Annotated in this window: 27 protein-coding genes and 1 riboswitch; of the genes, 22 read left to right on the top strand and 5 right to left on the bottom strand. The window is 38.1% G+C overall.

Annotated elements, in window-relative coordinates; translation table 11 throughout:
• Positions 1-2 precede the first annotated feature (2 nt).
• Positions 3-833 carry a GNAT family N-acetyltransferase gene (locus tag ACW0TQ_RS18400; protein WP_455725907.1) on the top strand — a complete coding sequence of 277 codons (831 nt, stop codon included), beginning with the start codon at positions 3-5 and terminating at the stop codon, positions 831-833.
• Positions 834-1,256: 423 nt separating this feature from the next.
• Here the strand turns inward: ACW0TQ_RS18400 and ACW0TQ_RS18395 are convergent, their stop codons facing one another.
• The gene (locus ACW0TQ_RS18395; RefSeq protein WP_368901778.1) at positions 1,257-2,486 is read right to left on the bottom strand and encodes an MFS transporter; all 1,230 of its coding nucleotides are present in this window, start codon (positions 2,484-2,486) and stop codon (positions 1,257-1,259) included.
• Between the two features lie 75 nt (positions 2,487-2,561).
• On the bottom strand, positions 2,562-3,134 hold the full coding sequence (locus tag ACW0TQ_RS18390) for a metalloregulator ArsR/SmtB family transcription factor (RefSeq protein WP_368901777.1): 573 nt from the start codon (positions 3,132-3,134) through the stop codon (positions 2,562-2,564).
• Between the two features lie 257 nt (positions 3,135-3,391).
• Here ACW0TQ_RS18390 and ACW0TQ_RS18385 point away from each other — a divergent pair, with 257 nt between their 5' ends.
• The 6 genes from ACW0TQ_RS18385 to ACW0TQ_RS18360 all read left to right on the top strand — a co-directional run bounded on the left by ACW0TQ_RS18385 (position 3,392) and on the right by ACW0TQ_RS18360 (position 7,353).
• Positions 3,392-3,649, top strand: a complete 258-nt coding sequence (locus ACW0TQ_RS18385) for a hypothetical protein (RefSeq protein ID WP_455725889.1) — start codon at positions 3,392-3,394, stop codon at positions 3,647-3,649.
• A gap of 426 nt (positions 3,650-4,075) precedes the next feature.
• Entirely contained in the window at positions 4,076-4,858 is a 783-nt protein-coding gene (locus ACW0TQ_RS18380) for an MBL fold metallo-hydrolase (RefSeq protein WP_289585206.1), read from the top strand.
• Between the two features lie 58 nt (positions 4,859-4,916).
• Positions 4,917-5,240 (top strand): MazG-like family protein, encoded by a 324-nt coding sequence (locus ACW0TQ_RS18375; protein WP_256706074.1) that lies wholly within the window; start codon positions 4,917-4,919, stop codon positions 5,238-5,240.
• Positions 5,241-5,271: 31 nt separating this feature from the next.
• Positions 5,272-6,273 carry an alpha/beta fold hydrolase gene (locus tag ACW0TQ_RS18370; protein WP_256706075.1) on the top strand — a complete coding sequence of 334 codons (1,002 nt, stop codon included), beginning with the start codon at positions 5,272-5,274 and terminating at the stop codon, positions 6,271-6,273.
• A 41-nt stretch (positions 6,274-6,314) separates the two neighbouring features.
• Positions 6,315-6,719: a VOC family protein gene (locus ACW0TQ_RS18365; protein ID WP_256706076.1), complete on the top strand. Its 405-nt coding sequence runs from the start codon at positions 6,315-6,317 to the stop codon at positions 6,717-6,719.
• An 88-nt stretch (positions 6,720-6,807) separates the two neighbouring features.
• Positions 6,808-7,353, top strand: coding sequence for a ClbS/DfsB family four-helix bundle protein (locus tag ACW0TQ_RS18360; RefSeq protein ID WP_455725888.1), 546 nt, complete (start codon positions 6,808-6,810; stop codon positions 7,351-7,353).
• A gap of 212 nt (positions 7,354-7,565) precedes the next feature.
• On the opposite strand, the gene ACW0TQ_RS18355 is transcribed toward ACW0TQ_RS18360, so the two are convergent.
• The gene (locus ACW0TQ_RS18355) at positions 7,566-8,261 is read right to left on the bottom strand and encodes an ArsR/SmtB family transcription factor (RefSeq protein WP_042533530.1); all 696 of its coding nucleotides are present in this window, start codon (positions 8,259-8,261) and stop codon (positions 7,566-7,568) included.
• A 91-nt stretch (positions 8,262-8,352) separates the two neighbouring features.
• Between ACW0TQ_RS18355 and ACW0TQ_RS18350 the strand changes: the two genes are divergently transcribed.
• The 12 genes from ACW0TQ_RS18350 (at position 8,353) to ACW0TQ_RS18295 (ending at position 21,139) form a co-directional block, all read left to right on the top strand.
• Positions 8,353-8,829: a DinB family protein gene (locus ACW0TQ_RS18350; RefSeq protein WP_256706079.1), complete on the top strand. Its 477-nt coding sequence runs from the start codon at positions 8,353-8,355 to the stop codon at positions 8,827-8,829.
• 314 nt (positions 8,830-9,143) lie between these two features.
• Entirely contained in the window at positions 9,144-10,547 is a 1,404-nt protein-coding gene (locus ACW0TQ_RS18345) for an MDR family MFS transporter (protein ID WP_289585203.1), read from the top strand.
• Between the two features lie 896 nt (positions 10,548-11,443).
• Positions 11,444-11,546, top strand: a riboswitch (SAM riboswitch).
• Between the two features lie 95 nt (positions 11,547-11,641).
• Positions 11,642-12,757, top strand: coding sequence for a 5-methyltetrahydropteroyltriglutamate--homocysteine S-methyltransferase (locus ACW0TQ_RS18340; protein WP_042533534.1), 1,116 nt, complete (start codon positions 11,642-11,644; stop codon positions 12,755-12,757).
• Positions 12,758-13,248: 491 nt separating this feature from the next.
• Positions 13,249-13,722: a GNAT family N-acetyltransferase gene (locus ACW0TQ_RS18335; RefSeq protein WP_042533535.1), complete on the top strand. Its 474-nt coding sequence runs from the start codon at positions 13,249-13,251 to the stop codon at positions 13,720-13,722.
• A gap of 16 nt (positions 13,723-13,738) precedes the next feature.
• Positions 13,739-14,713, top strand: a complete 975-nt coding sequence (locus ACW0TQ_RS18330) for a zinc-binding dehydrogenase (protein WP_368901775.1) — start codon at positions 13,739-13,741, stop codon at positions 14,711-14,713.
• Positions 14,714-14,808: 95 nt separating this feature from the next.
• Positions 14,809-15,609 carry a GNAT family N-acetyltransferase gene (locus tag ACW0TQ_RS18325; protein ID WP_368901774.1) on the top strand — a complete coding sequence of 267 codons (801 nt, stop codon included), beginning with the start codon at positions 14,809-14,811 and terminating at the stop codon, positions 15,607-15,609.
• A gap of 36 nt (positions 15,610-15,645) precedes the next feature.
• Entirely contained in the window at positions 15,646-16,017 is a 372-nt protein-coding gene (locus ACW0TQ_RS18320) for a cupin domain-containing protein (protein WP_042533537.1), read from the top strand.
• A gap of 157 nt (positions 16,018-16,174) precedes the next feature.
• Complete coding sequence (locus ACW0TQ_RS18315) at positions 16,175-16,855, top strand: response regulator transcription factor (protein ID WP_042533538.1); 681 nt, start codon at positions 16,175-16,177, stop codon at positions 16,853-16,855.
• A gap of 105 nt (positions 16,856-16,960) precedes the next feature.
• On the top strand, positions 16,961-17,878 hold the full coding sequence (locus ACW0TQ_RS18310; RefSeq protein WP_212929374.1) for an ATP-binding cassette domain-containing protein: 918 nt from the start codon (positions 16,961-16,963) through the stop codon (positions 17,876-17,878).
• Positions 17,875-18,624 carry an ABC transporter permease gene (locus ACW0TQ_RS18305; RefSeq protein WP_212929375.1) on the top strand — a complete coding sequence of 250 codons (750 nt, stop codon included), beginning with the start codon at positions 17,875-17,877 and terminating at the stop codon, positions 18,622-18,624. The genes ACW0TQ_RS18310 and ACW0TQ_RS18305 overlap by 4 nt, the downstream gene beginning before the upstream one ends.
• A gap of 15 nt (positions 18,625-18,639) precedes the next feature.
• A complete protein-coding gene (locus tag ACW0TQ_RS18300) occupies positions 18,640-19,551 on the top strand; it encodes a sensor histidine kinase (protein WP_042533541.1) in 912 nt (303 codons plus the stop codon).
• Positions 19,552-19,792: 241 nt separating this feature from the next.
• Positions 19,793-21,139, top strand: coding sequence for a DUF6612 family protein (locus tag ACW0TQ_RS18295; RefSeq protein ID WP_368901773.1), 1,347 nt, complete (start codon positions 19,793-19,795; stop codon positions 21,137-21,139).
• 227 nt (positions 21,140-21,366) lie between these two features.
• On the opposite strand, the gene ACW0TQ_RS18290 is transcribed toward ACW0TQ_RS18295, so the two are convergent.
• Positions 21,367-22,122: a hypothetical protein gene (locus ACW0TQ_RS18290; protein WP_042533543.1), complete on the bottom strand. Its 756-nt coding sequence runs from the start codon at positions 22,120-22,122 to the stop codon at positions 21,367-21,369.
• Positions 22,123-22,601: 479 nt separating this feature from the next.
• On the bottom strand, positions 22,602-22,751 hold the full coding sequence (locus ACW0TQ_RS18285; RefSeq protein ID WP_175297047.1) for a hypothetical protein: 150 nt from the start codon (positions 22,749-22,751) through the stop codon (positions 22,602-22,604).
• A gap of 232 nt (positions 22,752-22,983) precedes the next feature.
• Between ACW0TQ_RS18285 and ACW0TQ_RS18280 the strand changes: the two genes are divergently transcribed.
• The 3 genes from ACW0TQ_RS18280 (at position 22,984) to ACW0TQ_RS18270 (ending at position 26,292) form a co-directional block, all read left to right on the top strand.
• Positions 22,984-25,149, top strand: a complete 2,166-nt coding sequence (locus tag ACW0TQ_RS18280; RefSeq protein ID WP_368901772.1) for a DNA topoisomerase — start codon at positions 22,984-22,986, stop codon at positions 25,147-25,149.
• A 133-nt stretch (positions 25,150-25,282) separates the two neighbouring features.
• Positions 25,283-25,717, top strand: coding sequence for a hypothetical protein (locus ACW0TQ_RS18275; RefSeq protein ID WP_042533545.1), 435 nt, complete (start codon positions 25,283-25,285; stop codon positions 25,715-25,717).
• A gap of 236 nt (positions 25,718-25,953) precedes the next feature.
• Positions 25,954-26,292 carry a DnaJ family domain-containing protein gene (locus ACW0TQ_RS18270; RefSeq protein ID WP_455725887.1) on the top strand — a complete coding sequence of 113 codons (339 nt, stop codon included), beginning with the start codon at positions 25,954-25,956 and terminating at the stop codon, positions 26,290-26,292.
• Positions 26,293-26,334 lie beyond the last annotated feature (42 nt).

Below are 26,334 nucleotides of genomic sequence, written 5' to 3'. Positions count from 1 at the left end.
TGATGATTACTGAATTAAAAAAGTCTGAATTCCATAAATGTAAAAACTTGTTGCATGCACAAGGTCAATTAGAAGCCAAAGCCGTAGTAGAAGGAGTAAATCCAGGTCGTATTTTTGTTGATAATATAGATGCTCCAACATCTGGAGTGATCTGGCTAGGGAATAATGATGGTTTTTTCTTTATTGGAAATGAAAGAAATAAGAAATTCAATAATGAATTAAATCATTTTGTTGATACAGTAATTACACCAGAGGCAAAGAAGGTAGAGCTATCCTGGTTTGAGGGAATTGGAAATCATCATAAATGGGATGATACGATAAAAAGCGTGTTTGCAAATCGTCGTTTAGGCAGCTGGAAACAGAGGGTTTACACATTAGAAAAAAATGATTACAAAAGTAACTTTAACCTTATGATTGAAGAAGGATATGATATTGTCGAAATCAATGAAGAGCTTTTTAAAAATAGGAATAAATCCATTAATAATATTGATTTCTTACACTCCAAAATTGCAGATAACTGGTCTTCAGCAAGCAGCTTCTTTCGCAAAGGAATAGGTTACTGTGTTACATATAAAAATAAAATTGTTAGTATTTGTATTTCGAGTTTTGTCGTTGATAATGTGCACTGTATTGCTATTGAAACATTGGAAGAGCATCAAGGTAAAAAATTAGCACAAAAGATTGCCTTAGCTTATGTAGAAGATTGCATGAGAAATAATTTCATTCCGTATTGGGATTGTATGGAATCTAACAAGCCTTCCATTGCGGTTGCAGAAAGAAATGGATTTAGAATGAAGTTTCATTATTTAGGGTACGATTTTAAGTTGGAGTGATTGTTGCTTCAATCTTTGTAATTTCTTATTCATTATCTGATATAAATTTGCTGCCTGCTTTGTGATAAATAAGTGAAGATAGGTGTGATTCGTATGAGGAAATATTTAGGGATTCTAACTATACCAATATTGCTTATTTTACATATTGGATATATAAATCTTCCATCGAAGGAACAGAAACGGGAGCAATGCCACTGCTGCTAATTGCATTTATACTAATATTTGCTTGTTGGCTCTTCAATTATCGAGGTTTCTGGAGAACATTTTCTTTGATCATATTAATAGCCATTCCGGCTGTTTTTCTTCTTTTTTCGGTAGCTTTGGGGCTTGGTTATTTGTTTCACTAATTCCGGATGTGTATGTATAAATAATTTCCTAAAAAAGGTGATAGATACTCGTCTTGTATCAATATCACCTTTATCATTACCTGAAATCTAATCTTTTTAATTTTCGGATGGAAGCACGAAAATCTACACTTCTAAATGCTAAAATAAAGATGAATGCAAAAAGGATATAGGTCACGCCAACGAGAAAAGAACTTTGCAAGGGGGAAAGCCATTCTGTTAAAAAACCTGCCCCAATCATCGCGATACCCATGGAACTATTCTGAAACATGGATAACGAACCAAATAAAAATCCCCGTTTAGAAGCAGGAAGTATTTTCATCAACACCGTATCAAAGCAGATGTCACTTATTCCTCCTACAAATGTTATAAATATAGCAAGCATTAGAGCTTGCACAAAAAATCCCGATTGGCTGAGTAGTAAATGACCTGTGCCCTCCAGTAAAATCATGAAAACTCCTATTACAATATATTTTCCGCGAATCCACTTAACCATTGTCGAGCTCAAGACAAAGCCCATTCCTAAGGATGCATAAATGGAACCAACTCCCAGATCTCCTTTCTCAAATACTTCTAACGCAATCAGGTTAAATATGACATTGTCTACGCCGTTTGCAAGCGGCATGAGCAGCATAACCATTAAAAATACACGTAATAAAGCAACTTTTATAATTAGAAATCCACTTTCACGCAATGAAGATTCTGCAGCTTTTATTTTTGAACTTTTGGTAATGTTACTTTTTGTTAAACGCCTTATTAAAATCGCTGCTGCCATTAGACAGATTGCATGAAGGGAAAATAAAACGTTCACATTGGTTAAAAAAGCAATGATTCCTCCAAGCATTGATCCGAAAACAAGTGTTATCCCTACGACATTCTGCTCTAACCCATTAACGGAAACCAGGTTTTTCTTTTCGACAATATCCGGAATAAGCGAAAAACGAACGGGTCTATACACAGCCTGCCCGCTGGAGATAATAAATGTACTAAGATATAACAGCCACAGCTGCTCTGTTATTGCTCCCAGTATCGGAAGTAATGCGAACGGTGCTCTCAACAAATCTGTCCAAAATAATAATTTGGCCTGGTGAAAACGATCAGCCAGATAACCGCTGATAGGAGCAAATAGAATGGTGGGTAAGACCAGCAGAGCCATAAGTATTCCTAATGCAATTCCGGATTCTGTTAATAGATAAAGGAGCGCAAAGGAACCGACTTGAGCGAATCTTCCACCAATCCCATTTAAGACAGAGCTCCAGAATACAATTTGATAGTTGGGTTCTTTTTTTAAAACATGAAAAACAAGCAAACTATCTCCTCCAGTAAAATAGATGGATATCTAAATAGATAAATATCTAATTAGTTATTTAAAAAAATAGCCTGATTAAACAGGCCACATATCAACCGGATTAAGTTCATAAATATTATTTTGGCGATACATAAAATGTGCCATCACAAATTCACGCCGAATCGTTGCATAATCTGGATGATATTGTTGAATATGTTCATTGATTTCTTTTTCTGGATACGTTTTTCCGTGCTCTAAACCACGCAGCATATATTCTAAGAGAATCAGCTTTTTCTTTCTTTGAGCAGGCAATGACTTTAATCTTCCTTGATGATCAATGAAATTCTGAATAACCATTGCTTTTTCTTCTTTTGTGATATCAAACTTTCCAAACATTTCATCACTCCCGATTCGAATAATCTCCTGCGCCATTCGTTCCAGTTTATCTTTATTTAAGTAAAAATAAATCGTATTTTTATCACGTCGTTGATAAACCACATCAATTTCTTTTAATTTTGTTAAATGGTGCGAAATGGTTGGCGGTTTCAACCCTAATTTGCCTGCAATTGCTTGACCATGGAGCGGCCCTGATTTCAATAAGCTAATAATGCGTATCCGGGTTTTATCTCCAATGGTTTTGTGAAAATGAACGATTCGATCTAGTTGCATCATTTTGCCTCCTCATCTAATTAGATTATAATCTAATTAGATGGATATGAAAACCCTTTTATCTAAATTAATATTTAGAGGCAGGGCAGTTTTTACCCAAAAAGCATTCGTACTCCCAAAGTATATTGTAATATATATGTAAAAATAAGTTAAATACATCGAATTGGAATTCATTTTATCACATAAATGGATTATACTTGTTAAATAAAGGTAAAAAAGGAATAATATGCCGTGAATAACCGAAGGAGTTAATGAAGTTGGAGAAAAGAAAGAATGGTATTTTTATTTTTTTAGGAATTTGTATTTTAATCGCGGGAGGATTTATTGGCGGCAGTCTCAGTGGTGGGGCAGACAGCATCAATCAGCAGGATGAAGAAACAGATGATTCGTACAGGTTAATTGTGCAAGAGGGGACGCTTTATATGTATGATACGGTCACAGGGCAGGTTTGGAGAAAAACAGATACTCCTGATTCGAAGTGGGAAGAGGATGAATCCTTAATTGACGATTATTGAATCCAATCAAATGAAGGAAGAAGGTAATTCACTATCGACAGACAAAGTAACATAGATAAGAAAAGCAATATATATTTAAACATTTAGTCACCTCAGCTATTCTAAGAAGCAGACCTTCCTTCGAAGCAGCTGTTCTGCTTGAACAGGATATATATATACTTATTCGAAAGGCTACTATACTTGGCAGCATGTATATCGTAATTTTCAAATGTATAATCTAGTATTTCTTCCGCTACAATTTCATCTTCCTCTCTTTCTTCCAAAGAAAAGTTGTTAGAAAATATAGTAATGATTACGATAAAAAGAAGAATTCCTGAAAATATAATTATTTTTTTCTTCATATAAATAATAGCAGAGGGGAAATAGAGTGTCTAAGTCATATTTTCTGATAATATAGTATTAATAGTCTGAGAGGGAGGTAATGTTATGTTAAATGATCCATGGTTTACCGTTCGAAAAATAGATGAAAAAACATATGCCATTAGTGAGCTTGGTCATTGGGAAAAAGTGCATTCATTTTTGCTTATCGGAGACAAAAAAGCAGCTTTAATTGATACTGGCTTAGGTATTGATAATATCAAGCGAATCACAGATCAGCTGACGCCTCTGCCCATTGATGTTATCACGACGCATGTACATTCCGATCATATTGGAAGTCATGGAGAATATGACCGGATATTTGTTCATGAAGCGGAAAGAGATTGGCTTGTTCATGGCATTGTAGGGTTGTCATTAGAACAAATAAGACAAAATACAGCAAGGGATATTACGATTCCTGTGCCAGAAAGCTTTGACCCGAATACATATAAACCCTTCCAGGGTGAGCCAACTGGAATTTTAAAAGACGGTGATAGGGTGGAGCTGGGGAACAGAACATTAATTATCTACCATACTCCCGGCCATTCTCCAGGTCATATTGTGATTTTTGATGAAGAGACCGGATATTTATTTACAGGGGACTTGCTATATGATGAAACTCCAATCTATGCTTTTTATCCGACAACCAATCCGGCAGACTTAGTAAATTCGTTAGAGAGGCTCACGCAAATAAATCATGTCTCCATGATTTATGGAGCGCATAATACATTGGGACTTCTTCCTGAAATTTTAGATGAAGTTAAAAATGCAGTGGAGTATTTACGGAAGCATGATTTTGTGCGATTTGGCACGGGAGTTCATACTTTTCATAGGTTTCGTGTGCAGTTTTAACTTCGAATATCATTAAGAGGGAAGGGAAATTCAATAGCTGAATCAAGGAGTGTAAAAAATGAATGTAACTGAATTTCAACAATGGGTAAATAGTTATTACCAACATAGAGGCTGGTCGGAATTAGATATTTTCATCCGGATCGGTTTTTTAGCAGAGGAAACAGGAGAAGTAGCAAGAGCCATAAGAGCACTGGAGATTGGCAGGGACAGACCGGATGAGATAACGGAATCAATTGCCGAAAATAGAGATGCTTTAGTAGAGGAATTAGGAGATGTACTGGGGAATGTTATCGTTATCGCCAATAAATATAATATCTCTTTGGAGGAAGTATTTCAGTCTCATAAAGAGAAGCTCTTAGAGCGTTATTCTGCGGACGGATAATATCGTATTTTATAAATAAGGAGCTGTCAACATGCAATCAGCGTATACGGAAAACAAGGAACACAATAAAACAATCTTAAAGGAATATGTAGAAATCAATGGTGCAAAGCAAGGGATCATTGTAGAATCTTTAAATCAAAATAAACCATTACTTTTATTCTTGCACGGCGGGCCCGGGTTTCCAGCTTATCCCGTCAATAAAGCACATGGGGTAAACCTGGAGCAATATTTTGATGTGTGTTATTGGGACCAGAGAGGAACTGGAATGTCGTATGATGCGGAGACAGCTAAAAAAGGGGTTATGGTGGAGCAGTTAATTGAAGATACAATTGAGGTAACAAATCATCTAAGAAATAAATACGCACGGGATAAAGTGTTTCTTCTTGGTCACTCCTGGGGCAGCTACCTGGGCAGTCTGGCGGCGCAAAAACGTCCGGATCTTTTTTATGCGTATATTGGAGTGGGGCAGATAGGTTCTCAGCTGGAATCAGAAAAAGAAGCCTATCAATATATTTTAAAAACGGCAAAGGACAGGAAGGATAAACGTGCTGTTAAGCAAATTGAAAATGTGACTTTTGATGAAAAATTTTATGAAAATCGAACTTATGGCGCTATCAGGACTAAATTTACCGAGAAGTATGGCGGGGGCTTTAAAAGAGAGGGTTACTCCAATCTGGAAAGGTTGAAGCACGTTTTTTCGTGTGCGAATTATACATTCAATGAACGAATCAATAGTTTTAAAGGGGCTGTTTTAGGCTGGCAGTCACTGGGGCATGTAATGGCCGCCGCAGATTTAGCAGAGCTTGTTCCCAAGCTTCCGTTGCCTGTCTTTATTCTTCAAGGCCAGCATGATTATCAAACAACCTACACACAAGCGAAACGTTTCTATGATTCCATCGAAGCTCCGTTCAAGAAAATGTATACCTTTGAAAATTCCGCACACACGCCTTTTATTGAAGAACAAGTGCTATTTTATCAAATTATTGAAAATGATATTTTGCCTGTGGTTGAGGAAGAGATCTATTCTATTTAAATCGTGTATTCAAATAAAAATATTAAAAAGCAGGTGGCAGTATGAAATTTAATAATTTTTCAGCAGTGCAAGTAAGGATAGCCAGACCGACAGATAAATTTGATGAAATAATCAGCTTTTACGAAACGGGTGTAGGTTTAACAAAAATAGAAGTATTTGAAGGAGACAGAGGGATTAAGGGAGTTATCTTCGGATTGCCTCATACAGACTATCATTTAGAATTTACATCTCATCAAGACGGAAGCCCATGCCCTGCACCTACGAAAGATAATCTGCTGGTTTTTTATATAGAAAATAAAGATGAAATCATGCATGTCGTAAATCGTTTAGCCCAAATGGGATATAACGAAGTAGAGCCAGAGAATCCCTATTGGAAAGACAAAGGAGTTACCATCGAAGATCCAGATGGCTGGAGAGTCGTTTTTATGAACCGCGCCTATGATTAAAATGAGATGTGTTATTTTTTAGAAAATTAGTAAGCTATCCTACCTTTCATGCTGATGTTAAAATGTAGTAAAAGAGGAGGTAATTATCATGACAGAAAAGAACGGGAAGGAAATTCTTTTAGCAAAGAGCGAACAGAATTTTAAAGCGTTATTTGAAATCATTGAATCTATACCGCCTAGAAAAAGAAGTATGACAATAGAGACAGAAGAAAGAGATAAAAATTTTCGGGATGTATTGATGCATTTATATGAATGGCATGCCATGCTTGAAAGATGGTACAGAGAAGGGATGGATGGAGATACGCCGTTTATGCCGGCACCAGGTTATATGTGGAGAACAATCAAGCCGCTTAATATGCAAATTCGGGAAAACTATCAGGATGTAACGATGAATCAAGCCATAAAAAAATTGAAGTTAAGTCATCATCGGGTAATGAAGTTGATCCAATCTCATACAAATGAAGAAATTATGACGAAGAAATATTATAAATGGACAAAGACCAGTAATTTATATGGATATTTTGCTGCGAATACTTTCAAACATTACATATGGGCAATCTCCAAATGTGAAGCTATTGCAAAGTCGATTAAAGAAGGGGAAAATAGCTTGAATAAAAGAAGAATAATTAGGTAAAGATTTGAGAAGGCATACTGGATATACTTCAGAGGACATGGCTTATACAATAATCAAGAAGAGCGAAATGATTTTCTTAAATAATTAATGTGCACAGCGTACATCACAGCGCTTTATAATGCTGATAACTGGGAGAAATAAAACATCATTTGAAGTAAGCCGAATTTGCGACAGCTCAAATGATGTTTTTTCCCATAAGGCTATAGGATAAATCAACCCAACTTACTCGTATCCATACCAAAGGATTTCTCTAATCCTTTTATTCCTGTATCAGTAACTTTTACAGCACGGCCAGGTAATCTCTCAATCCAGCCTAAATCAAACAATTGAAGTAAAATGGCATTTCCGAGAGATCCTGCCAGGTGATAACGTCTTTCACTCCAGTCCAGACATTTTCGGGCAAAGTGTCTTCGTTTTTGTCGTAAAGCATCCAGATCGATTTTAAAGCTGTTAAAGAATTCTTCTCCAGCCTTCGTTACTATAAAAACGTCTTGATCTTCCGCCACATATTCTTTTTCTACCAAGGCTTCTGTTATTAATACACCAAGCTTACCTGCTAAATGGTCATAACATGTTCTGGCAATTTGAATTTTTTCAGAGCGTGAAAAATCCTTCAACGAATTCACCTGGGCAGACGGAGCAAGAACAGTCAACATTTCGATTGCCTGAGCAACCTCGGCGTTCGCAATTCGAAAATAACGATGCCGGCCATGCTTTTCCACGCGAAGTAAATTTCCTTCTACCAGTTTTGATAAATGACCACTTGCCGTTTGCAAAGATACATTTGCCCTTTTTGCTAATTCGCTTGCAGGAAGTCCATCAAGATCAAGAAGAGCTTCTAACATCGCAGCTCTTGATGAATCAGCCATTAGTTTTGCAACATATGAAAAATCAGGTCTGCTGCCCATTATTATTCCTCCCAAAACATTTATACTTCGATTATAGCCGAAGTATCTGCGTGCTACAATAGGTTATACAATATGACAGGAGGATTATGAAATGAATACAAATGAATTGATTACTCTTAATTTTGAAGAAGTCCGGCGCAGAAGCGAAAAAGTTTGGAGAGCAATCCCAGAAGAATTGCTGCAATGGAGACCTGATGAAAATGCAATCAGCTGCTCTGAAATGATTAGGCATGTATTAGAAGGGGAGTTTCTCTATCATCAAATTATCCTTGGCAGAGGGAGTAGGGCGTTAACCAATATATCTAATCCTTTTGAGGATAGAGTATTTACAACAGTGGATGATGAATTGGAATTTGCTAAGAAGTACCGCAATGAATTTATTAAATATATTAAGACAATACATATAAATGATTTAGAAAATATTGAAATTGACCGTTCAGATGTTGGTTATAAAAGAAAACTGGGCGATATGTTATTGCGGATTGCATATCATGAATCTGTGCATACAGGACAACTGTTAAGTTATATGAGAACAATGGGGGTAGAACGCCCTAATATATGGGATTAATTTTTTTCTTTATTATGATAGATTATAAAAAGCTGTTTTAAGTTAAAATAAATTACCAATCATTTTAAAACCATTCATGTATCTCATCAATAGAGCACGCAATGGTTTTTTTATGAAATTAAACAGTGTACATCGGAAAAGCTTTTCATCAGCTTATCCATATTAACCAAAGCAAAATCCTTTGATGTAAAGAGGGCTTAACTGAATAAAAATGTTACAAAATAAGCGGAATGATTTGTTGTTCTCTTTCAAATATGATATTATGTTCTATTGTTGATTAAAAAGTAAATATTTTGTAAGGAAGTTGGTATAAAATGGAAAGCGAAAATACATTTGAAATTAAAAAATATATTCCGCTTTTCGCGGTATTATTATCCGGTGCTTTTGTCACCATATTGAACCAGACGCTGCTAGGGACTGCACTTCCACCCATCATGAAAGATTTGAATTTAAGTGAGAGTACAGCGCAATGGCTACAGTCGGTTTTTATGCTCGTAAATGGGATAATGATTCCAGTTACGGCTTTTTTAATTGATAAATTCACAACACGTAAATTATTTATGACTGCAATGGGATTGTTCACTATCGGCACGTTTATTGCAGCAATTTCACCAAACTTTTCATTGTTATTGGTTGGGCGGATTTTGCAGGCTTCAGGGGCCGGCATTATGATGCCGCTGATGCAGACGATATTATTCCTGACCTTTCCTGTTCATAGAAGAGGTACAGCAATGGGACTGTTTGGACTAGTTATTGCATTCGCGCCGGCGATTGGCCCGAGTCTCTCAGGCTGGCTCGTGGATCAGTTCCCATGGCGCAGTGTATTCTATGTTGTACTGCCGATTGCTATTTTAGATATGATAGCGGCTTACTTCTTATTGAAAAACGTAACAGAGCTGAAGAAACCGAAATTGGATATTTTATCGGTCATCCTTTCTACAGTCGGCTTCGGTGCAATTCTATACGGTTTCAGTGTCGCCGGCGACGCAGGGTGGCTCAGTCTTCAGGTCATTCTTACGATTGTTATCGGCAGCATTTCTCTCTATTGGTTTATTACCAGACAGTTGAACTTGAAAGAACCGCTTCTTGAATTCCGGGTATTCAAACACAGCACATTCACGTTAGCAACGGCGCTTGGAATGCTGGTCTTCGCTGCGATGATTGGGACAAATGTTATTTTGCCGTTATATATGCAGAATATGGTTGGCTTCTCGGCGCTTGAATCTGGGCTTGTCTTGTTGCCCGGTGCGATTATAATGGGATTCTCCAACCCGATTACCGGTTATCTTTTTGATAGATTCGGAGGAAAATGGCTTGCTCGAGGCGGCTTGTTACTGCTAGCCTTGACAACTTTTGCATTCACGAATTTATCTGCGGATACAAGCTTCAACTATCTGGCAACCATGAATGCCATTCGCATGATTTCGATTGCCATGGTAATGATGCCTATGACAACCATGGCATTGAACCAGCTGCCTAACGAATTGATTCCGCACGGGACAGCAATGAATAATACATTCCGCCAAGTAGCTGGCTCGGTTGGTACAGCAGTGCTTGTAACAATCATGTCCACTGCAGCTATACCAGGTGAGGATATCAATGGTATTATTCATGGTGTGAATGTTTCCTTTATCGTAGCAGCAATTATTGCTATCGTTGGATTTATTCTTTCTTTTAAATTAAAAGAAGAGATAAAACCGGGAAATCGTGTCAGCTAAGGCTCTAATATCAAGCTAAATAAAGTACCAGGCATTGTAACAATTTATCATTGTTAGATGTCTGGTACTTTTTTGATGTAGAACGGGGGAACGAAATTGTGTATTTCATCCCTTAAAGAAGTCTTAGTAAAAGATATGTGTAAATATAGTGGTAAAATAAAGATATATATTAAAAAACTTCAAAGAATGATAACAATGAAATTATCATATAGCAATATAAGACAGTTATTAAGATTTATAAGTGCTTTTTGAAAGTTAATACGATTTGGCGTTAAAAACGTGTTATAGCATATGGAGGGCTCTAACCATTGTGAATAAGAAACAAATAGATTGCGACCTTTATTGCCAATCTGCTTATTGCTGGTCTGCTAATAGCTAGTATTACGGCTATTGTCGTCAATCCAATGTTGATAACACATGGATTATCTAATATTTTAGCAGGCTGGAAACTTATCGAAATACAATTTTTTGATACTGTTTTTATGAATTTTCTTTACTTCGGCGGGTTTCTGTTTCTGTCTTATGTGTTGGGGATGCTGTTTGATTTGTTATACATGTTAATCCTTGAAGCAGCGAAAATAAAGCAGACAAAGGAAGTAATGCTTTTGAGTTATGTGGCTCAATGGTTCCTTAGTGTTTGTTTTTATAAATTTTTTATTGAGTCCTTATTTACGAGGAATAGTGTATCGTGGGAAGGAGCAGCTATTTTATTTTTCTGCTTGTATTTGGCTGCTTTTGTGATTAGTGAAGATTATAAAATTTTTTCCGATAAAAAAAGTTAACGTAATCTTGATTTAAAATCAATTGCAGCAAGGTTCCTATATTTTGGGATTCTCCTTGACGAATTCATTGCTTCCATGTAAAGTAAACTGTGATTATTCGTATAATTCCATATATTCTTATCGAGAAAGGTGGAGGGACTGGCCCGCTGAAGCCTTAGCAGCAGACGTTGATTTGTACTGTGCTAATTCCAGAAGCATTTTTGCTTGAAGATAAAAAGAGATTTTATCATATCGAACCTCTTCTATTTTCGGAAGGGGTTTTTTTAATGGAATATAGAATGAATATAGCAGATAAAGAGGAAGGGGTATTCGATGGCAATATCAGCAGAGACAAAAAATACACGGGCTCCATTCAGAGCAGATCATGTAGGGAGTTTTCTTCGTCCTCAGCGTTTAAAAGAGGCGCGTGCACAAAAGGCAAAAGGGGAAATCAGCTCAGAACAATTGCGTCAAATGGAAGATGAGGAAATTATCAAACTGGTAGAACAGCAGAAAGAAGCAGGACTTCAATCCGTGACGGATGGGGAGTTTCGCCGTGCCTGGTGGCATTTTGATTTTCTGGAAGGCTTAGATGGCGTGGAAGGCTATAGCGCGGAACAAGGCTTGCAATTCACTGGTGTGGAAACGAAAAAAAGAGGCATTAAGGTAACCGGTAAAATTGGTTTTAGTAATCATTATATGATTGAGCATTATAAATTCCTGCATGGTATTGCTGGAGATGCGGTTGCAAAATTTGCGATTCCGAGCCCGAACATGCTCTTTTTCCGGGCGGAGTTTGAAGAAGGAATTTATGAAAATGATGAAGCCATTATTGATGACCTGGTTGCTGCTTATCAAGGGGTGATTCAGGCATTATACGATGAAGGCTGCCGCTACTTACAGCTGGATGATACGTCCTGGGCAACCTTTTTCTCAGAGAAGGGCAGAAATTCGTTGATTGAAAAAGGAAGAAATCCAGAGAAAACAGCTGAATTATGTGCGAGAGCAATCAATGAATCGATTGCGAACAGACCAGATGATATGCTGGTAACAATGCATATTTGCCGGGGAAATTTCCAATCTACCTATATGTCAAGCGGCGGTTACGAGGCGGTGTCAGAAACGATTTTTGGCGGCCTACAGGTGGATGGTCTTTTCCTGGAGTTTGATGATGACCGCTCGGGCGGATTTGAACCCTTGCGTCATGTGAACCGTGATGATTTATTTATTGTGCTGGGTCTTATCACGTCTAAGTTCAGCGAGCTGGAAGATCCGGAAGCTGTTAAAGAAAGAATTACAGAAGCGGCGGGCTATGTACCGTTGAATCAGCTTTGCCTGAGTCCTCAATGCGGGTTTGCTTCTACAGAGGAAGGAAATTTATTGAGTGAGGAACAGCAATGGGAAAAAATCCGGCATGTTGTGCGAATTGCTGAAGATGTGTGGAAATAAGGGATATGAGAAAAAGGAGATTTGGAGAGGTGGGCTTTCCAAATCTCCTTTTTGTCGAACTTTTTTGAATACGTACTATGAATCATTTAGAGAAGATTGTTTTGAATGAAAATACTTTTGAGCTAATAAACCAGTATTGAAAACGGAAGCTAAGGTGATGAACAAAAATAAATTTGCCATTATGTCACTGATTTGATAAGTAAAATTAAAAAGTAAGTAAGTGTTTATGATGAATAATATTGAAACAACTGACGAAAGGATGAATTGATTTTTAAACGATTTGAACAAAAAAACGCTCCTCTCTTTGTCAACCTAATTTAAATCAAGGTTAACATACGGGCGTGAAAAATTATTCAAACAAAGAAAGAAATCATTATAATTTTTTGATATATTAGTAATAACAATAAGAATATTCAGCTGTTTTATCATGGTAAATAAAAGAATTTATACGAATGATAGTACATCGTTTCAAATAAAAGGGAGAATGTAGAATGGAAATTCGCAGTTTACAAAGTTCGGATTATGATGTCCTGATTCCGCAGATAAACGACTGGTGGGGCGGGCGTGATATGGCAGGAATGCTGCCTAAATTATTTTTTCAACATTTTAAGAATACCAGCTTTATCGCAGAAGAAGATGACGAGATAATAGGTTTTTTAATTGGATTTTTATCTCAAGATCAGTCAGATGAAGCATATATTCATTTTGTCGGTGTACACCCGGATTACAGGAAGAAAGACATTGGAAAAACACTTTATGAGAAATTTTTCACCAAAGTTAAAATGGCTGATCGGAAAATCATCCGCTCCATCACTTCTCCCGTAAATAAAACATCGATTGCGTTTCATCAAAAAATGGGCTTTGTGATCGAGCGAGGAGACAAAACAGTAGATGGTGCAGCAGTAAAAGCAAATTATGATGGGTTTGGCAATGATCGCGTTCTGTTTAAGAAAGAGCTGACATAAAAAAGGAGGAAATAAGATGAAAGCGGTTGTGATGAATGAATTTGGCGGATCAGACGTGCTGCAATTCAAAGAAATACCAAAGCCAGAACCTCAACCCGATGAAATTTTAATTAAAGTAATTTATACCAGCGTGAATTATGCTGATATTAAGAACAGAAATGGCAGTAAAGCGAAGGCGAATTTCCCGATGATTTTAGGTTTAGATGCCGCTGGAGCAGTCGAGAAGGTTGGAGCATCTGTAGAAAGTGTCAAGCCTGGTGACCGCGTTATATGCTTTCCAAAAGGGGGCGCCTATGCGGAATATGTCCTGGCCTCGGAGTTACTTACTTTTAAAATTCCAGATGAATTAGATTTTAAAATGGCTGCAGCATGCCCGACTGTCGGATTTTTATCTTATAAGTTAACACATGATTTAGCGCAAATAACTCCAGATGATACGGTTTTAGTCCATTCGTCGGCCGGTGGTGTCGGTTCAACGATTATTCAGATGGTCAAATTGCTCGGGGCCAAACGAATTATTGGTACGGTCAGCAGCCTTGAAAAAAGCAGCGTGCCGCTTGAATTAGGAGCGGATGATGTTTATACATATACGGATTTTGATGAAAAAATAAAAGAAACAACAGATGGTAAAGGTGTAGATATTATTTTTGATTCGCAGGCTGGAGAGATAACAGAAAGAAGTATGAAGGTTTTATCTCATTTTGGCAGGCTGGTTCATTTTGGGAATTCATCAGGCGGCATTGGAAATTTTAATACAAAGGACGTGCATGCGAGCTGCCGGTCTGTACTGGGATTCAGCTTAGGTACCACTAGAAAAGAAAGGCCGGAGACATTGGAAGCCGTATCTCAAAATGTCCTTGAATTGATAAGGAGCGGAAAATTAGAAATAAAAGTCGGTGCAGTGTTTCTTCTTGAAAAAATAGCGGAAGCACATGATTTTATCAGCAGCAGGAAGAGTACCGGGAAAATATTGATTCATGTTTCTGATTGATGGGAATGCGATGAGGAGTAAGAGAAGGAATGAATGTCTTACCTGAAAGAATGTAAAATTAGAAGCTACTATTGACGTCTATTGGAGGAAGCAGGATGATACGAAAACTGACAAAAGAGGATCATGTAAAAGTAATGGAGTTAGTTGAGCCTAAGGCTGCAGAAAATTTGTTTATTATTGGAGACATTGAAGCGTTTGGCTATGACTCAGATATTCAAGATGTCTGGGGAGAATGGAAACAGGAAGATTTAATCGCTGTTCTCCTGCGCTATCGTGAGAATTTCATTATTTACAGTGAAGGGGAGTATGATGTAAAAGGGTTTGCGGAGAGGATTAACGACTATAAACAGCGGTGCAATGTGAGTGGTCTGAAACTGGCTGTCACCCCTTTGCTTAAACACATGGATAAAGTCATTCATGTACATAGAGAAATGTATTATGCAGCTTGTGAAGAATTAAGCTACACAACGACTTTAGAACAAGCTGAGCAGGTAGAATATTTGCAGCCTGTTGATTATGAAGAGAACATCAAAATGCTGGAGTCTATTCCGGAATTTGCAGCAAGTAATATAACTGTTGAATCGAGGGAGCATGCAGAGAAAAATAAGACAGGACGCACCTATTTTATTCGTGATGAGGAAGGGACGATGGTTGCATCTGCATCGACGACCGCTGAAAATTCCCATTCTGCCATGATCGTTGCTGTTTGTACGCGCCCAGGGTATGAGCGTCAAGGCTATGCAACGAAGTGTATGGAGAAATTATGCACTGCATTATTAGCAGAGGGGAAGTCGCTTTGTCTTTTTTATGATAACCCTGCGGCTGGAAGCATTTATAAACGAATGGGCTTTAAAGATATTGGGATGTGGACGATGATTCGTTATGAAGCGGAATAGGTTTTGCGATTTAATCAGAATAGGGGGCTGGTTCATTTGAAGATTATTTCGTTTGAGCAAGAATCCGGTGTATCGATGGATTCAGAGACAACGAAATTTACTGCGCATCGTCTTTTATTTGATGCCGATGATATAAGAATGAGTTATATGTATTTAAGAATAGAGGATAACATTCCTTTCCACGAAGCACAGGCGGATCAGCTTTTCATGATTGTATCTGGAGAAGGCTGGGTCTGCGGCGAGGAGGAGAACAAAATCCCTCTGACTGCCGGTAAAGCAGCATTTTGGGAAAAAGGAGCGCTTCATGCTGCAGGAACAGATTCTCAGATGACTGTTTTATGTGTGGAGGGGAAGCATTTAAACACAGAAAACATGCCTATATTAAAGAATGCTGTAACAGGTTATTAATTGATTATTTTTTCTATATAAAGGAGTATGCATTTTAAATTTCCTATGCACTCCTTTATTTGTTTTGGTGAAGATTTAGACAGGTGCACTTTTCAAACGACAAAAGAGTGATTATTATAATAAAGTAATAGCAATCATACAAAAGTGAGTGGTAAACGTGAATGAAGAGAAACGAATTTTAATTATTGAAGATGATCAGGAAATCAGCAAACTGCTGCAGGTAATTTTAACAAAAATGGGGATGGCGCCAGTTTCTGCTTATTCAGGGACAGAAGGTCTGCTGCAGCTGAAAAGCAATCCATTCGATTTGATTTTATTAGATTTGATGCTGCCGGGGATAAGCGGCGAAGAATTTATTACCCAGGTCAGAGAGGAAAGCGCAATCCCCATTATTGTGATTTCCGCAAAGGTTGGAATAGAGGATAAAGTCCAAGTCTTGAAAATGGGAGCCGATGATTATATAACCAAGCCATTTCACCAGAAAGAAGTAGAAGCCCGTGTAGAGGTTCAGCTGCGAAAATCGATTGGCCAGCCCTCACAAAAAGACGAAAAGGTATGGCGTGGTCTGACTATCTTTCCTGAAAAGCTGTCTGTCACACTAGAGAACAAATCATTGCAGGTAACCAATGCGGAGTTTGATATTTTGTTCTTATTTATGAGTCATCCGGAGCATGCTTTTTCTAAAAGAGAGATTTACGAAAAAATTTGGAAAGGCACGTATGTCGGGGATGATAATACCATTAGTGTCCATATCTCCAATCTGCGCAGAAAAATGGCTGAAGTCACACCTGAAGAGTATATCAGAACCATTTGGGGTGTCGGGTTCATGCTGGTTTGATTCTGTTCTGTCTTTCTTTATGAATTCTTTATGATTTGCTTAAAGGATTTTAATGGCTCTTGCGCTAAACTGGAAACAAGAAAATAGAGTGAAGGAGCCGAGAAAATGAGTGCTGTTATTCAGACGTATACATTAACTAAGAAATTTAAGCAGGAAGAAGTCATTAAACCGCTTGATTTTTCTGTAGGAAAAGGAGAGATTTGTGCCTTAATTGGTAAAAATGGTGCTGGTAAATCGACTATTTTTAAAATGCTTGCAGGGCAGTTAACGCCGACAACGGGAGAAATTTACTTGTTTGGTAAGTCCGGCAAAGAAATGATGCAGGCGAAAAAAAGAATGGGATTTATGATAGAGACGCCGGTCTTTTTCCCGGATTTTACAGCAATTCAAAACCTGGAGTACTTCCGGATTCAAAGGGGAGTTGCGGAAAAGAAGCGGATATATGACGTATTGGAAATTGTCGGGCTGGCCAATCAAAAGAAGAAAAAATTTAGAGAATACTCTATGGGGATGAAGCAGCGGCTGGGAATCGCGCTTTCTCTTTTAAGCAGCCCGGATTGTTTAGTGCTTGATGAACCAATTAATGGTTTAGATGCGGAAGGTATTACGGAAATTCGCAGGTTATTGATCCGGTTAAATCAAGAAAAGCAAATAACCATCTTGATTTCCAGCCATATTTTAACGGAATTGCAGCTGTTGGCAACGCGGTTTGTATTTATCAAAAACGGGGTGATTGTCGAGGATGTAAGCAAGCAGCTTCTGGATGAAAAAAGCAGGAAACAAATCCATTTAAAGGTGGATGACACAGCCAAGACAGCACAGCTATTAGAACGCACTTATGAGGATATCCAATATAAATCCCTTCCTGACCAGGTTATCACGATACAAAACCACATTGAGAAGGCTGGAGAAATAAACCGCCTTTTAATCAAAAATGATGTATTGGTGATGGAATTCCGGCTAGAAGCACTGAATTTAGAGGAATATTTCTTAGGTTTAGTGGAGGGGGGTGGCGAAAAATGATTAACTATTTGAAAAGTGAAAACTACCGTATATTGCATAGGAAAAGCTTATATCTCACTACTGCTATCTTTTTTCTCCTAATTACAGGTGCTGCATTTTGTTTATATTTTTTTAGCAGTGTAGATGCAGATTTCCGTTACGGCACAAGCAGCTTTTTCTATTCGAATGTCATTGGTATGGGGATACAAATAATTATTATCTCTTATTTGTATAATAGCATATTGACTGGTAAGGATATTATGCTGACAAAACAGGCAATTTCTTTCGGTATCTCTCGAAGCGTCATCTTCTGGTCAAAATTGCTTGTGACGCTAGGTTATTTTTTGTTGGTTTGTGCAGCAGGTTTACTTCTGATGATAGGATTAGGGCAGAGTCTTTTTGCGGAGGACCAAGGAGTAGTCAGCAATTTCTTCATTGCAAGCTTTAATATGCTGCCGATTGTGCTCAGCGGTTTTATTTTGATACATGCATTAAAAATGCTGAAAATCGCTGATATATATAATATCATTATTGTCGCAGTTATCTATATTTTTTTCGATGATGTGTTGCGCCTTATTTTCCGTCAGGTGAATGGATTAAATGAGTTATATACATTTGCTCCAGGTGCGTTATTGACGGATAATTTAATGCACTTTATGAATCAATCTGTACAATTGGATTATCGTTATTGGGTGACCGGTGCTGTCATTAGCATCATTGCTTTGTGGATAGGAGCGGGCAGATTTACGAAACAGGATATGGATTAAGGAGGAGGGGTGACAGTGAGCAGCTGGTTGATTATTGTTATATTGAGTATATTATTAGTCGTTTGTATCAGCATGCTGCTGTTACTTTATTGGGATATCAGAAGGATAACCAGTCAGCTCAAAGGCATTAATGAGAACTTTGGCACAAACGAACTAATCCGTACAAATACACACAGCAGAGGTTTGCTCCGGTTTATTGAAAATATCAATCAGTTAATTCATCTATTTAAGCAGGATCAACAGCGTAAGCAAAGGAGAGAAGAAGCATTAAAGCAGGAAATCACCAATCTCTCACATGATTTAAGAACGCCGTTAACATCAATAAAAGGATTTTCTGAATTGATGGCAGATCCCTCTTTGTCGGATGCAGAAAAAAAAGATTTTTTGGCTATTATTCAAAAGAAAATTGATCATTTAACGATGATGGTGGATCAGTTTTATGAGCTTTCCCAAATAGAATCTTCGGACCAGAAATTCAGTATCCAGCAGGTATCTTTGAATCAGCTGGTAGTGGATACGATGCTGCTGTTTTACCATGATTTTGAGAAAAATAAGCTGCAGATAGAAATAGACGAGACGGCTGTACCCCCCATTTTAGCAGATGAAAAAGCAGTCCATCGGATTATCAGTAATATTGTTCAAAATGCGTTACGATATGCGGAAAGTTATTTTACCATCAGGCTGGCAGAAGAAGAGGAATGTGTCAGGCTGGAAGCAGAAAATGATATCACCGTATTGGATGACAAAACGGAACTCCATCGGATTTTTGACCGGTCGTATCGGATGGACAGCAGCAGAGCTGGCGGACAGCTAGGATTAGGCTTACATATTGTCAGGCAATTGGTTATGAAATTAGGTGGTCAGATAGACGCTAAGCTGGAGGATAATAAATTTCAGCTTGTTGTATTATTCAAGAAGTGGTCATAAATCGCATGGAATAAATAATCGCAGGGCGACTAGGGGCAATTCACAGATTTTCATAGAATGATTTCCCGGGTTTTCTTTAAAAAAGTATATAACATGGGTGCTGCCACAGTATTTTGTACTGTGGCATGTTAAATGGGCATTTATACCTTTTTTTCTCTTTCTCTCTAGTCAACCAGTTGTTCTCTCCGTATAATATATGTATAACGTTTACATTAAAAAAGAAGGGAGAGGGAGCTTTATTTTGAAAAATTATATCTTTGGAGCTGGATTCATTATTATTTTATTTTTAGCCGGGTGCTCCGAGCCTGAGGCTGCAGAGGTTTTGGAGGAAATGGAGCAGTTGGAGCAGGATATGACCTCGTTAGACGTGAAGTTTGAAGAAAATATCGAAGGCGAAACGTTATCGGGGAATGGCGTGTTTGACTTTGAAAAGGATATCGATTATTACAACCTGGGGAACTTTGCTCTGTATAGAGACAATAGTGACTTTTTGATGGAAACTGCTGAAGGGGAGGTCATGGAGAGCTTTGCAACAACAACCGCTGATCAGGAGGAACTCGAACATATCTTTAATAATCAATTAGGCAGGATGAAAATGCCATTTGCCTTTTTCGTATCCATAGACCCGGATATTCATAACAAATTTGATATGGAAGCAAGAGATGAAGATTATGTCCTTACATACAATGGGGATGAAACAGATATCGAAGAGTTAGGCAGAGGAATCGCGGAACAAACACTCCGAATTACCGAGGGCTCGGAAAGAGTGGATTTTGACCCCGCCGATTTTGACATTGATAAATTCACACTTGAAATGGTTATTGAAAAAGAGACCCATCATCTGCAGGAAATGGAACAGGAATTTACGTATACGTTTCATGATTTGACGAATGATCAGAATTATTTGTATACATACTCTAATCATAATGATGCTGAACCAATTGAAATTCCGGCAGTCACTGTGACAGCAGAGGATACAGAGCCCGCAGATGCGGAAACAACAGATATAAGCGAGGAAGAGAGGGAAACACTGGAAACAGGAGCATCGGATTATTTGGATGCACTTATTCAGGCGACGGTCTTCCAGGATGCGGAAGCCTCTATCGAGCGTTTGCCAGACACTTATTCGGAAGAAGAGAAAACAACAGAAGCTGAGACACAGCGGGATATGTTCAAGGATATATATATCCAAAACACGGAACGAAATATGCAAGGGACCAATGTGACAGAACAAGAAATTATCGAATTAGCGGATGCTGTGATGTATGCATTGTCTACTGCGGATTATGAGATTGTTGAAGCACAGGCGGAATCGGCAGATAGTATTATGGTTACGGTTTCCATAGAAGGAATCAGTGATACGTCCATTTATCAGGAAGTAGACCAGGAATTGCTTGAGCTTATTGAAAATGGTGACATTACACGTGAAGAAGTTGATTCGAAAACCATCGAGCTGTTGATTGAAAAATATAATGCCATCGATACGCTCCTGCCTCCTGTAGAGCTTACTGTTCATGTGATGCAAAATCCTGATGGCAGCTATGTCGTTATCGCGCAGGATCAATATTTAGCAGGATTTTTTCAATAAAGGATAACGAATGCCTTAGTTGGGGCTGGGACTGCGATTACTCGCCCCATCAAAACCGACTTGGTACCTAAAAATTTTTACTACATTGAAATTCTTCTTCGTTAAAATTTTATGCTTTCCTAACGTGTAAATAAAAGATAAGGCGGCTGGAATAGATACTTTCCAGCCGCCTTATCTTTAATCGATATTATATTCAATCAGGCTTTCTGCAAGAATCCCCAATCGTCTTAATCAATAATATACATTTTTTCAATAATAGCTATAACATCTTCCTCTTCACCAGGCTCAATGGTGACCGTCTCGGTATTTTCAATCATCTCTCGCATATCTTCCTTTACCTCTTCTAAATCAACATCATCCGGACGAGGCATTCCTCCGTACCAGCGATTTCCATATGGAATGTCATATACATTAATGGTACCGTCTCCATTTCCGCTATACGTAATCATGCCATCTGCGATACGGGAACCGGAGACCTGAATCACCTCTTCCGGGTAGCTGATATCATTTTCTTCATCGTTGGGATCAAGCGGGGTGCCGGCTGGAATATGTTCGACGTATAGTTCATCGATATCTTGATTTGGCCCAAGCTGCAGCCAGACGCGGGCATACTCAATTTCTTCGGAAGAATAGTCCGATAATGCCTGATCGTTCCCCGCTTCTTCGTCTTCCGAAGAACTATCGTTACTTTCTTCCTCTTCAACAGAGCTATCTTCCGAAGCATCTGTTTCTGCTTCATCACTTGACTGATCATCAGAGTCATTTTCGGAGGAATCTTCCGATGAGTTATCTGATTCTGAAGGGTCTTCTGATTCCTCTCCATCCGGTAAGTCTTCATCGTCTGCTGTACCCGGTTCTTCAGTAGTTTTATCTGTGGCAGAACCAGAGTTATCTTCATTATTTGTATTGTCTGAACAGGCAATAAGCAAAAAAATGAGAGGCAGCAGAAGACTGTAGCAGGAGAATTTTATATGTTTTTTCATTTTTAGACTTTCCTTCCTTTTGTGTAATTTCAATTCAATAAATAGGTAAGTATGTTAAATTAATCATAAAGTATTCTAGCCGGGTTGTAAAACTTCGATAGTCAAAGTAAATGGACATATAGAATTGTAAAAACTATTGGGAACGGGTTTGGCGACAGGAGCATAAAAAGAAATATTTGCACTAGAAAGAAATACGCAGGATTTTAACCAGGTACGGGCTTTGTTTTGAAGAAAAATACAGTGGCAGCAGAAGCGATAAAAAATGGAATCAGGCTGTGAAGGAATTTTTAAAGAAGATGTTTTCAGGCAGGGAAATGATGAAGATATAAAGCGGACAGGGCTTCTTTGACCCTCGTCTGTTTTTAGTATAATGGATAGCAACAAACATTTCCATATAAATATGAAAAAAGGGAAGCGGTTTTACAACTAGGCAACAAAAAAGCTGAGTCAACTGGTCACTCAGCCCTTTCGTAAAGATGCTACCTTTTTCGTTTGTTTTTCTTATTGTCTAAGTTCAGAAATTCACTATTTTCACTCGCAAACTCTGTATCATTGCCTGTCTTATTGTGTTTATTGCGATTATTTTGCTTTCCTTTATCCTTGTTGCGATTTTTATTTTGCTCAGACATGGGGGCACCTCCTGTAAGTAAATATGGTAATTACAATCACCAATGAAGCTAGTTTAACCATATAACGATAAATTATAAGCGAGCACGAATGATAAACTGCGGTTTTAGGTATCTATTAGAAAAAAAGTGAAATCTATGGCATAATAAGATATCGAACGAATGTTTCTAATATAAAAAAATGATAGCGAAAAACCAGCTGATATGGCTTTTAAGGAAAGGCGATGAATTCGAAATGGGAGTCCGATTAATCTTAGCAGAGAAACCATCTGTCGCAAAAAATATTGCAGATGCATTAAATATAAAATCGAAGAAAGACGGCTATTTTGAAGGGGAGCGCTATGTGATTACCTGGGCATTTGGCCATCTTGTCGAGCTGTATGATGCAAAGGACTATGATGGGAAAATGCGAAGCTGGAAAATGGATAATTTTCCTTTTATCCCTTCTGAATTTAAATATAAAGTGAAAAGCAATCCAAGAAATCGGGCGCAGACAGATGGCGGAGCTGCAAAACAGTTAAAAACGATTCATGCTTTAATGAAGCGGAATGATGTGGACGAAATTATTTCAGCATGTGATTATGACCGGGAAGGACAGCTGATTGCAGACAGTATCATCTATCGGGGCGGGGTGAAGCCAAAGGCAGCTGTATATCGCCTGCTTTTAAATGAATGGACGCAAAATGAAGTACTGCAAGGCCTGGAAAATCTCCAATCAAACGATAGGATGAAGCCGTTGCGCGATGCGGGAATCAGCAGACAATGGGCAGATTGGGTTATCGGTATTAACCTGACATCCGTGGCAACGTTAAAATATCAGCAGGGTAAAAGCAAAGCGTTAAATATAGGCCGGGTGCTACTCCCAACTCTAAAAATAATCTATGACCGCGATCAAGAGATTGAAAATTTTAAGCCAGAGGATTATTTTAAACTGACTGCAACCTTTCAAACGGCGGCTAACCACGAATACGAAGGGACTTATGTCGAAAACAAAGAGGATAAATTTAAGAAAAAAGAGTTATTGGAGCCAATTAACGAAGCGATTCAGAACAAACAAGCCATAATTACCGATAAGCAGGTGGAAAAGAAAAAGGAATTTCCGCCGTTTCTATTCAATTTATCCAATTTGCAAGGGTTTATAACGAATAAGTTCAAGGGATGGACATCTGATAAGGTATTAAAGGTGGCTCAGTCACTTTATGAGAAAAAACTGATTACCTATCCGCGAACTGCGAGTACTGCCTTAGAAGAAAGCCTGGTTGGAAAAACAGCCCATGTCTTAAAGGTGCATTCCGAAGAGCTTCCTTATAAGGATGAAATGAAGTTTATGAAAACAAAGCGTGTCTTTAATAACGCAAAAGTGGAAAGTCACAGCGCAATCATTCCCACTTATATGAAGCCTAAACGGCTCTCGGCAGATGAAGGAATTGTCTACACAGCCATCAAAAACCGCTTTATTATGCAATTTATGCCGATAGCAGAATATGAAGAGACAAAGCTGACTACCAAAATTCTGGATGTGGATTTATCTGGTGTTTTCCATTCAAAAGGGAAGGTACAGCTGGTAGAAGGATGGAAAAAGGTAGAGAATATCCAATCTAAGGATACCCTGCTGCCATCGGTGGAGAAGCAGGAGCGTGTCCAGGTGAGCGATTCTGAGGTCACTTCCCATGTTACCAAGCCGCCGAAGCATCATACTGAAAGAACCTTGCTGCGTGTCATGGAAACATGCGGGAAAAGCTACCAGGAGGATGAAAGCGAGGAGCTGATGGGCAGTATTTTGACCGGTTTTAGTATTGGCACTGCTGCAACAAGAGCTGAAACCATTAAAAAGTTGAAGGATATAGGCTATATTACAACGGAAAGTAAGCATTTGCTTTGTACAGAGCTTGGTAAACGGCTGGTTACCACTTTTCCTGTAAAAGATTTATTTGATTTAGAGTTCACCGGACGTCTTGAAAAAGCCTTATCGGATATTCAAAAAGGAAAAGCGGGCAAGCAGGAATTTCTCCGGCTCGTTTTTCATTTTACATCAGAATCCGTTGAAACAATCAAGCATGGAGAGGACGTTATTATCAATAAGGTAACGCAGACACGGGCAACCAATGAAGTAGTGGGAACCTGTCCGCAGTGCGGAGGCAAGGTAATAGATGGCTATAAAGCCTTTAACTGCAGCAACCGGAAGCAGGGCTGTACATTTGCCATTTGGAAAAATGATAAATATTTAGCTTCGATGCGGAAGAAGCCGACGAAAACCATGGTGAAAAAACTGTTGAAGGATAAGAAAGTCTTTGTGAAAGGTCTGACAAGTAAAAAAGGAAAGAAATTCAATGCTTATTTAAGCTATGAAAAGAATAAAGAAAATGACTACTACAGCTGGAATATGGAGTTTTCAAAGTAGGTTCTTCGAAGTTTTCAAGCTTTTAAAGTGAAAGTAGTGTATACTAAAGAGTAGAGGTAGCATTATTTAATAAACGGAGATTTTAAGAATGATATTTACCATGCTAAATTTTCCTCTAGACAGGATGACAAACATGAAAAAAGTTATCGTAAGTACAAAGGAAAATCTGGATTATGGTACTTTAATATGGATTTACGCAAACAACCGTAAAGTTTATCGCAGCAGTAAAAGCATTGATTCCGAAATGCCGTTCCATCATTACGATTCGCATTATATGGGAATGATGGAAGAACTGTACAGAGATCAGGAAAAACATCCCCTTTTATTTAAACAGATGATTGAGGAATCGAACCGGATTTTTGGCGTTTGCCTGAATAAACGCCGTAATGAGGATGGTTCCAGAGATATGAAGGTTCTTTTCTTTTCAGATTGGGACAGCGTCCAGGACTTTGCTGAAGATACTTATCCAAAGCTTGTAAAAGCAGAAGTAAAGCGAAGGAAAGAAGCCAAACAAAAATGGCTGGAAAGAGGGAAGCTCTTCTCCGAAAAGAAAAAAATGTCACAATAGATGTTACTGCAATGCAGTCTGGCTGCTCCATGAGGTATTTTACTTTATGGGGCAGCTTTTTTATGTGGAGATAGTTGTTAAGAAAGCATAGCACGTTTCATTTTTTTATAATAAAGAAGATTAATAGCGCGATATATAATTAAACAGTATACTGAAAAGTAGAAGTATTATTTAAATTCACTTGATCTTAATGGTTCATTGGATTGCTTAAACAAATAAGAGCAGGGGGGATTTATTTGGAAAGGAAATACAATGATTTAATTGGAGATATGATTAAAGAGAACGATTATAGCTATGAAAAGAATTTGCCGGGAAAGGGAAAACCGCTAACGAAGGATTATATGGAAAAGGATACGTTCCAGCATTTTCAAAAAATAGCGAAGGATGCAGGCTATTTACCGCCATGGTTGAAGCTGCAAAAGGAAATCAGTGTATTTGTGCAGGAAGCTCAAACTGAAAAGGATATTAAGAAAATAAATAAACAAATAAAAATGCATAATCGCATTTGTCCGCCTCCAATGCAAAAGAGCTTTATCAGTTTAACTGATTTGGAAAACGTAAAAAAAGTGTGGTGAATATAAACAACTGGACTTGCAAGATATATCTTACCTTTGCAA

Source organism: Oceanobacillus sp. M60 (assembly GCF_053839645.1).
Note: the sequence above shows the minus strand (reverse complement) of the source record. Positions and strands in the feature narration are given on the sequence as shown.

What these genes read in the sequence shown, in the direction of transcription:
- ACW0TQ_RS18400 (WP_455725907.1), top strand. Translation starts at nt 3, where the DNA reads ATGATTACTGAATTAAAAAAGTCTGAATTCCATAAATGTAAAAACTTG.
- ACW0TQ_RS18390 (WP_368901777.1), bottom strand. Translation starts at nt 3,134, where the DNA reads ATGCAACTAGATCGAATCGTTCATTTTCACAAAACCATTGGAGATAAA.
- ACW0TQ_RS18380 (WP_289585206.1), top strand. Translation starts at nt 4,076, where the DNA reads ATGTTAAATGATCCATGGTTTACCGTTCGAAAAATAGATGAAAAAACA.
- ACW0TQ_RS18375 (WP_256706074.1), top strand. Translation starts at nt 4,917, where the DNA reads ATGAATGTAACTGAATTTCAACAATGGGTAAATAGTTATTACCAACAT.
- ACW0TQ_RS18370 (WP_256706075.1), top strand. Translation starts at nt 5,272, where the DNA reads ATGCAATCAGCGTATACGGAAAACAAGGAACACAATAAAACAATCTTA.
- ACW0TQ_RS18365 (WP_256706076.1), top strand. Translation starts at nt 6,315, where the DNA reads ATGAAATTTAATAATTTTTCAGCAGTGCAAGTAAGGATAGCCAGACCG.
- ACW0TQ_RS18360 (WP_455725888.1), top strand. Translation starts at nt 6,808, where the DNA reads ATGACAGAAAAGAACGGGAAGGAAATTCTTTTAGCAAAGAGCGAACAG.
- ACW0TQ_RS18355 (WP_042533530.1), bottom strand. Translation starts at nt 8,261, where the DNA reads ATGGGCAGCAGACCTGATTTTTCATATGTTGCAAAACTAATGGCTGAT.
- ACW0TQ_RS18350 (WP_256706079.1), top strand. Translation starts at nt 8,353, where the DNA reads ATGAATACAAATGAATTGATTACTCTTAATTTTGAAGAAGTCCGGCGC.
- ACW0TQ_RS18345 (WP_289585203.1), top strand. Translation starts at nt 9,144, where the DNA reads ATGGAAAGCGAAAATACATTTGAAATTAAAAAATATATTCCGCTTTTC.
- ACW0TQ_RS18340 (WP_042533534.1), top strand. Translation starts at nt 11,642, where the DNA reads ATGGCAATATCAGCAGAGACAAAAAATACACGGGCTCCATTCAGAGCA.
- ACW0TQ_RS18335 (WP_042533535.1), top strand. Translation starts at nt 13,249, where the DNA reads ATGGAAATTCGCAGTTTACAAAGTTCGGATTATGATGTCCTGATTCCG.
- ACW0TQ_RS18330 (WP_368901775.1), top strand. Translation starts at nt 13,739, where the DNA reads ATGAAAGCGGTTGTGATGAATGAATTTGGCGGATCAGACGTGCTGCAA.
- ACW0TQ_RS18325 (WP_368901774.1), top strand. Translation starts at nt 14,809, where the DNA reads ATGATACGAAAACTGACAAAAGAGGATCATGTAAAAGTAATGGAGTTA.
- ACW0TQ_RS18310 (WP_212929374.1), top strand. Translation starts at nt 16,961, where the DNA reads ATGAGTGCTGTTATTCAGACGTATACATTAACTAAGAAATTTAAGCAG.
- ACW0TQ_RS18305 (WP_212929375.1), top strand. Translation starts at nt 17,875, where the DNA reads ATGATTAACTATTTGAAAAGTGAAAACTACCGTATATTGCATAGGAAA.
- ACW0TQ_RS18290 (WP_042533543.1), bottom strand. Translation starts at nt 22,122, where the DNA reads ATGAAAAAACATATAAAATTCTCCTGCTACAGTCTTCTGCTGCCTCTC.
- ACW0TQ_RS18285 (WP_175297047.1), bottom strand. Translation starts at nt 22,751, where the DNA reads ATGTCTGAGCAAAATAAAAATCGCAACAAGGATAAAGGAAAGCAAAAT.
- ACW0TQ_RS18280 (WP_368901772.1), top strand. Translation starts at nt 22,984, where the DNA reads ATGGGAGTCCGATTAATCTTAGCAGAGAAACCATCTGTCGCAAAAAAT.
- ACW0TQ_RS18275 (WP_042533545.1), top strand. Translation starts at nt 25,283, where the DNA reads ATGAAAAAAGTTATCGTAAGTACAAAGGAAAATCTGGATTATGGTACT.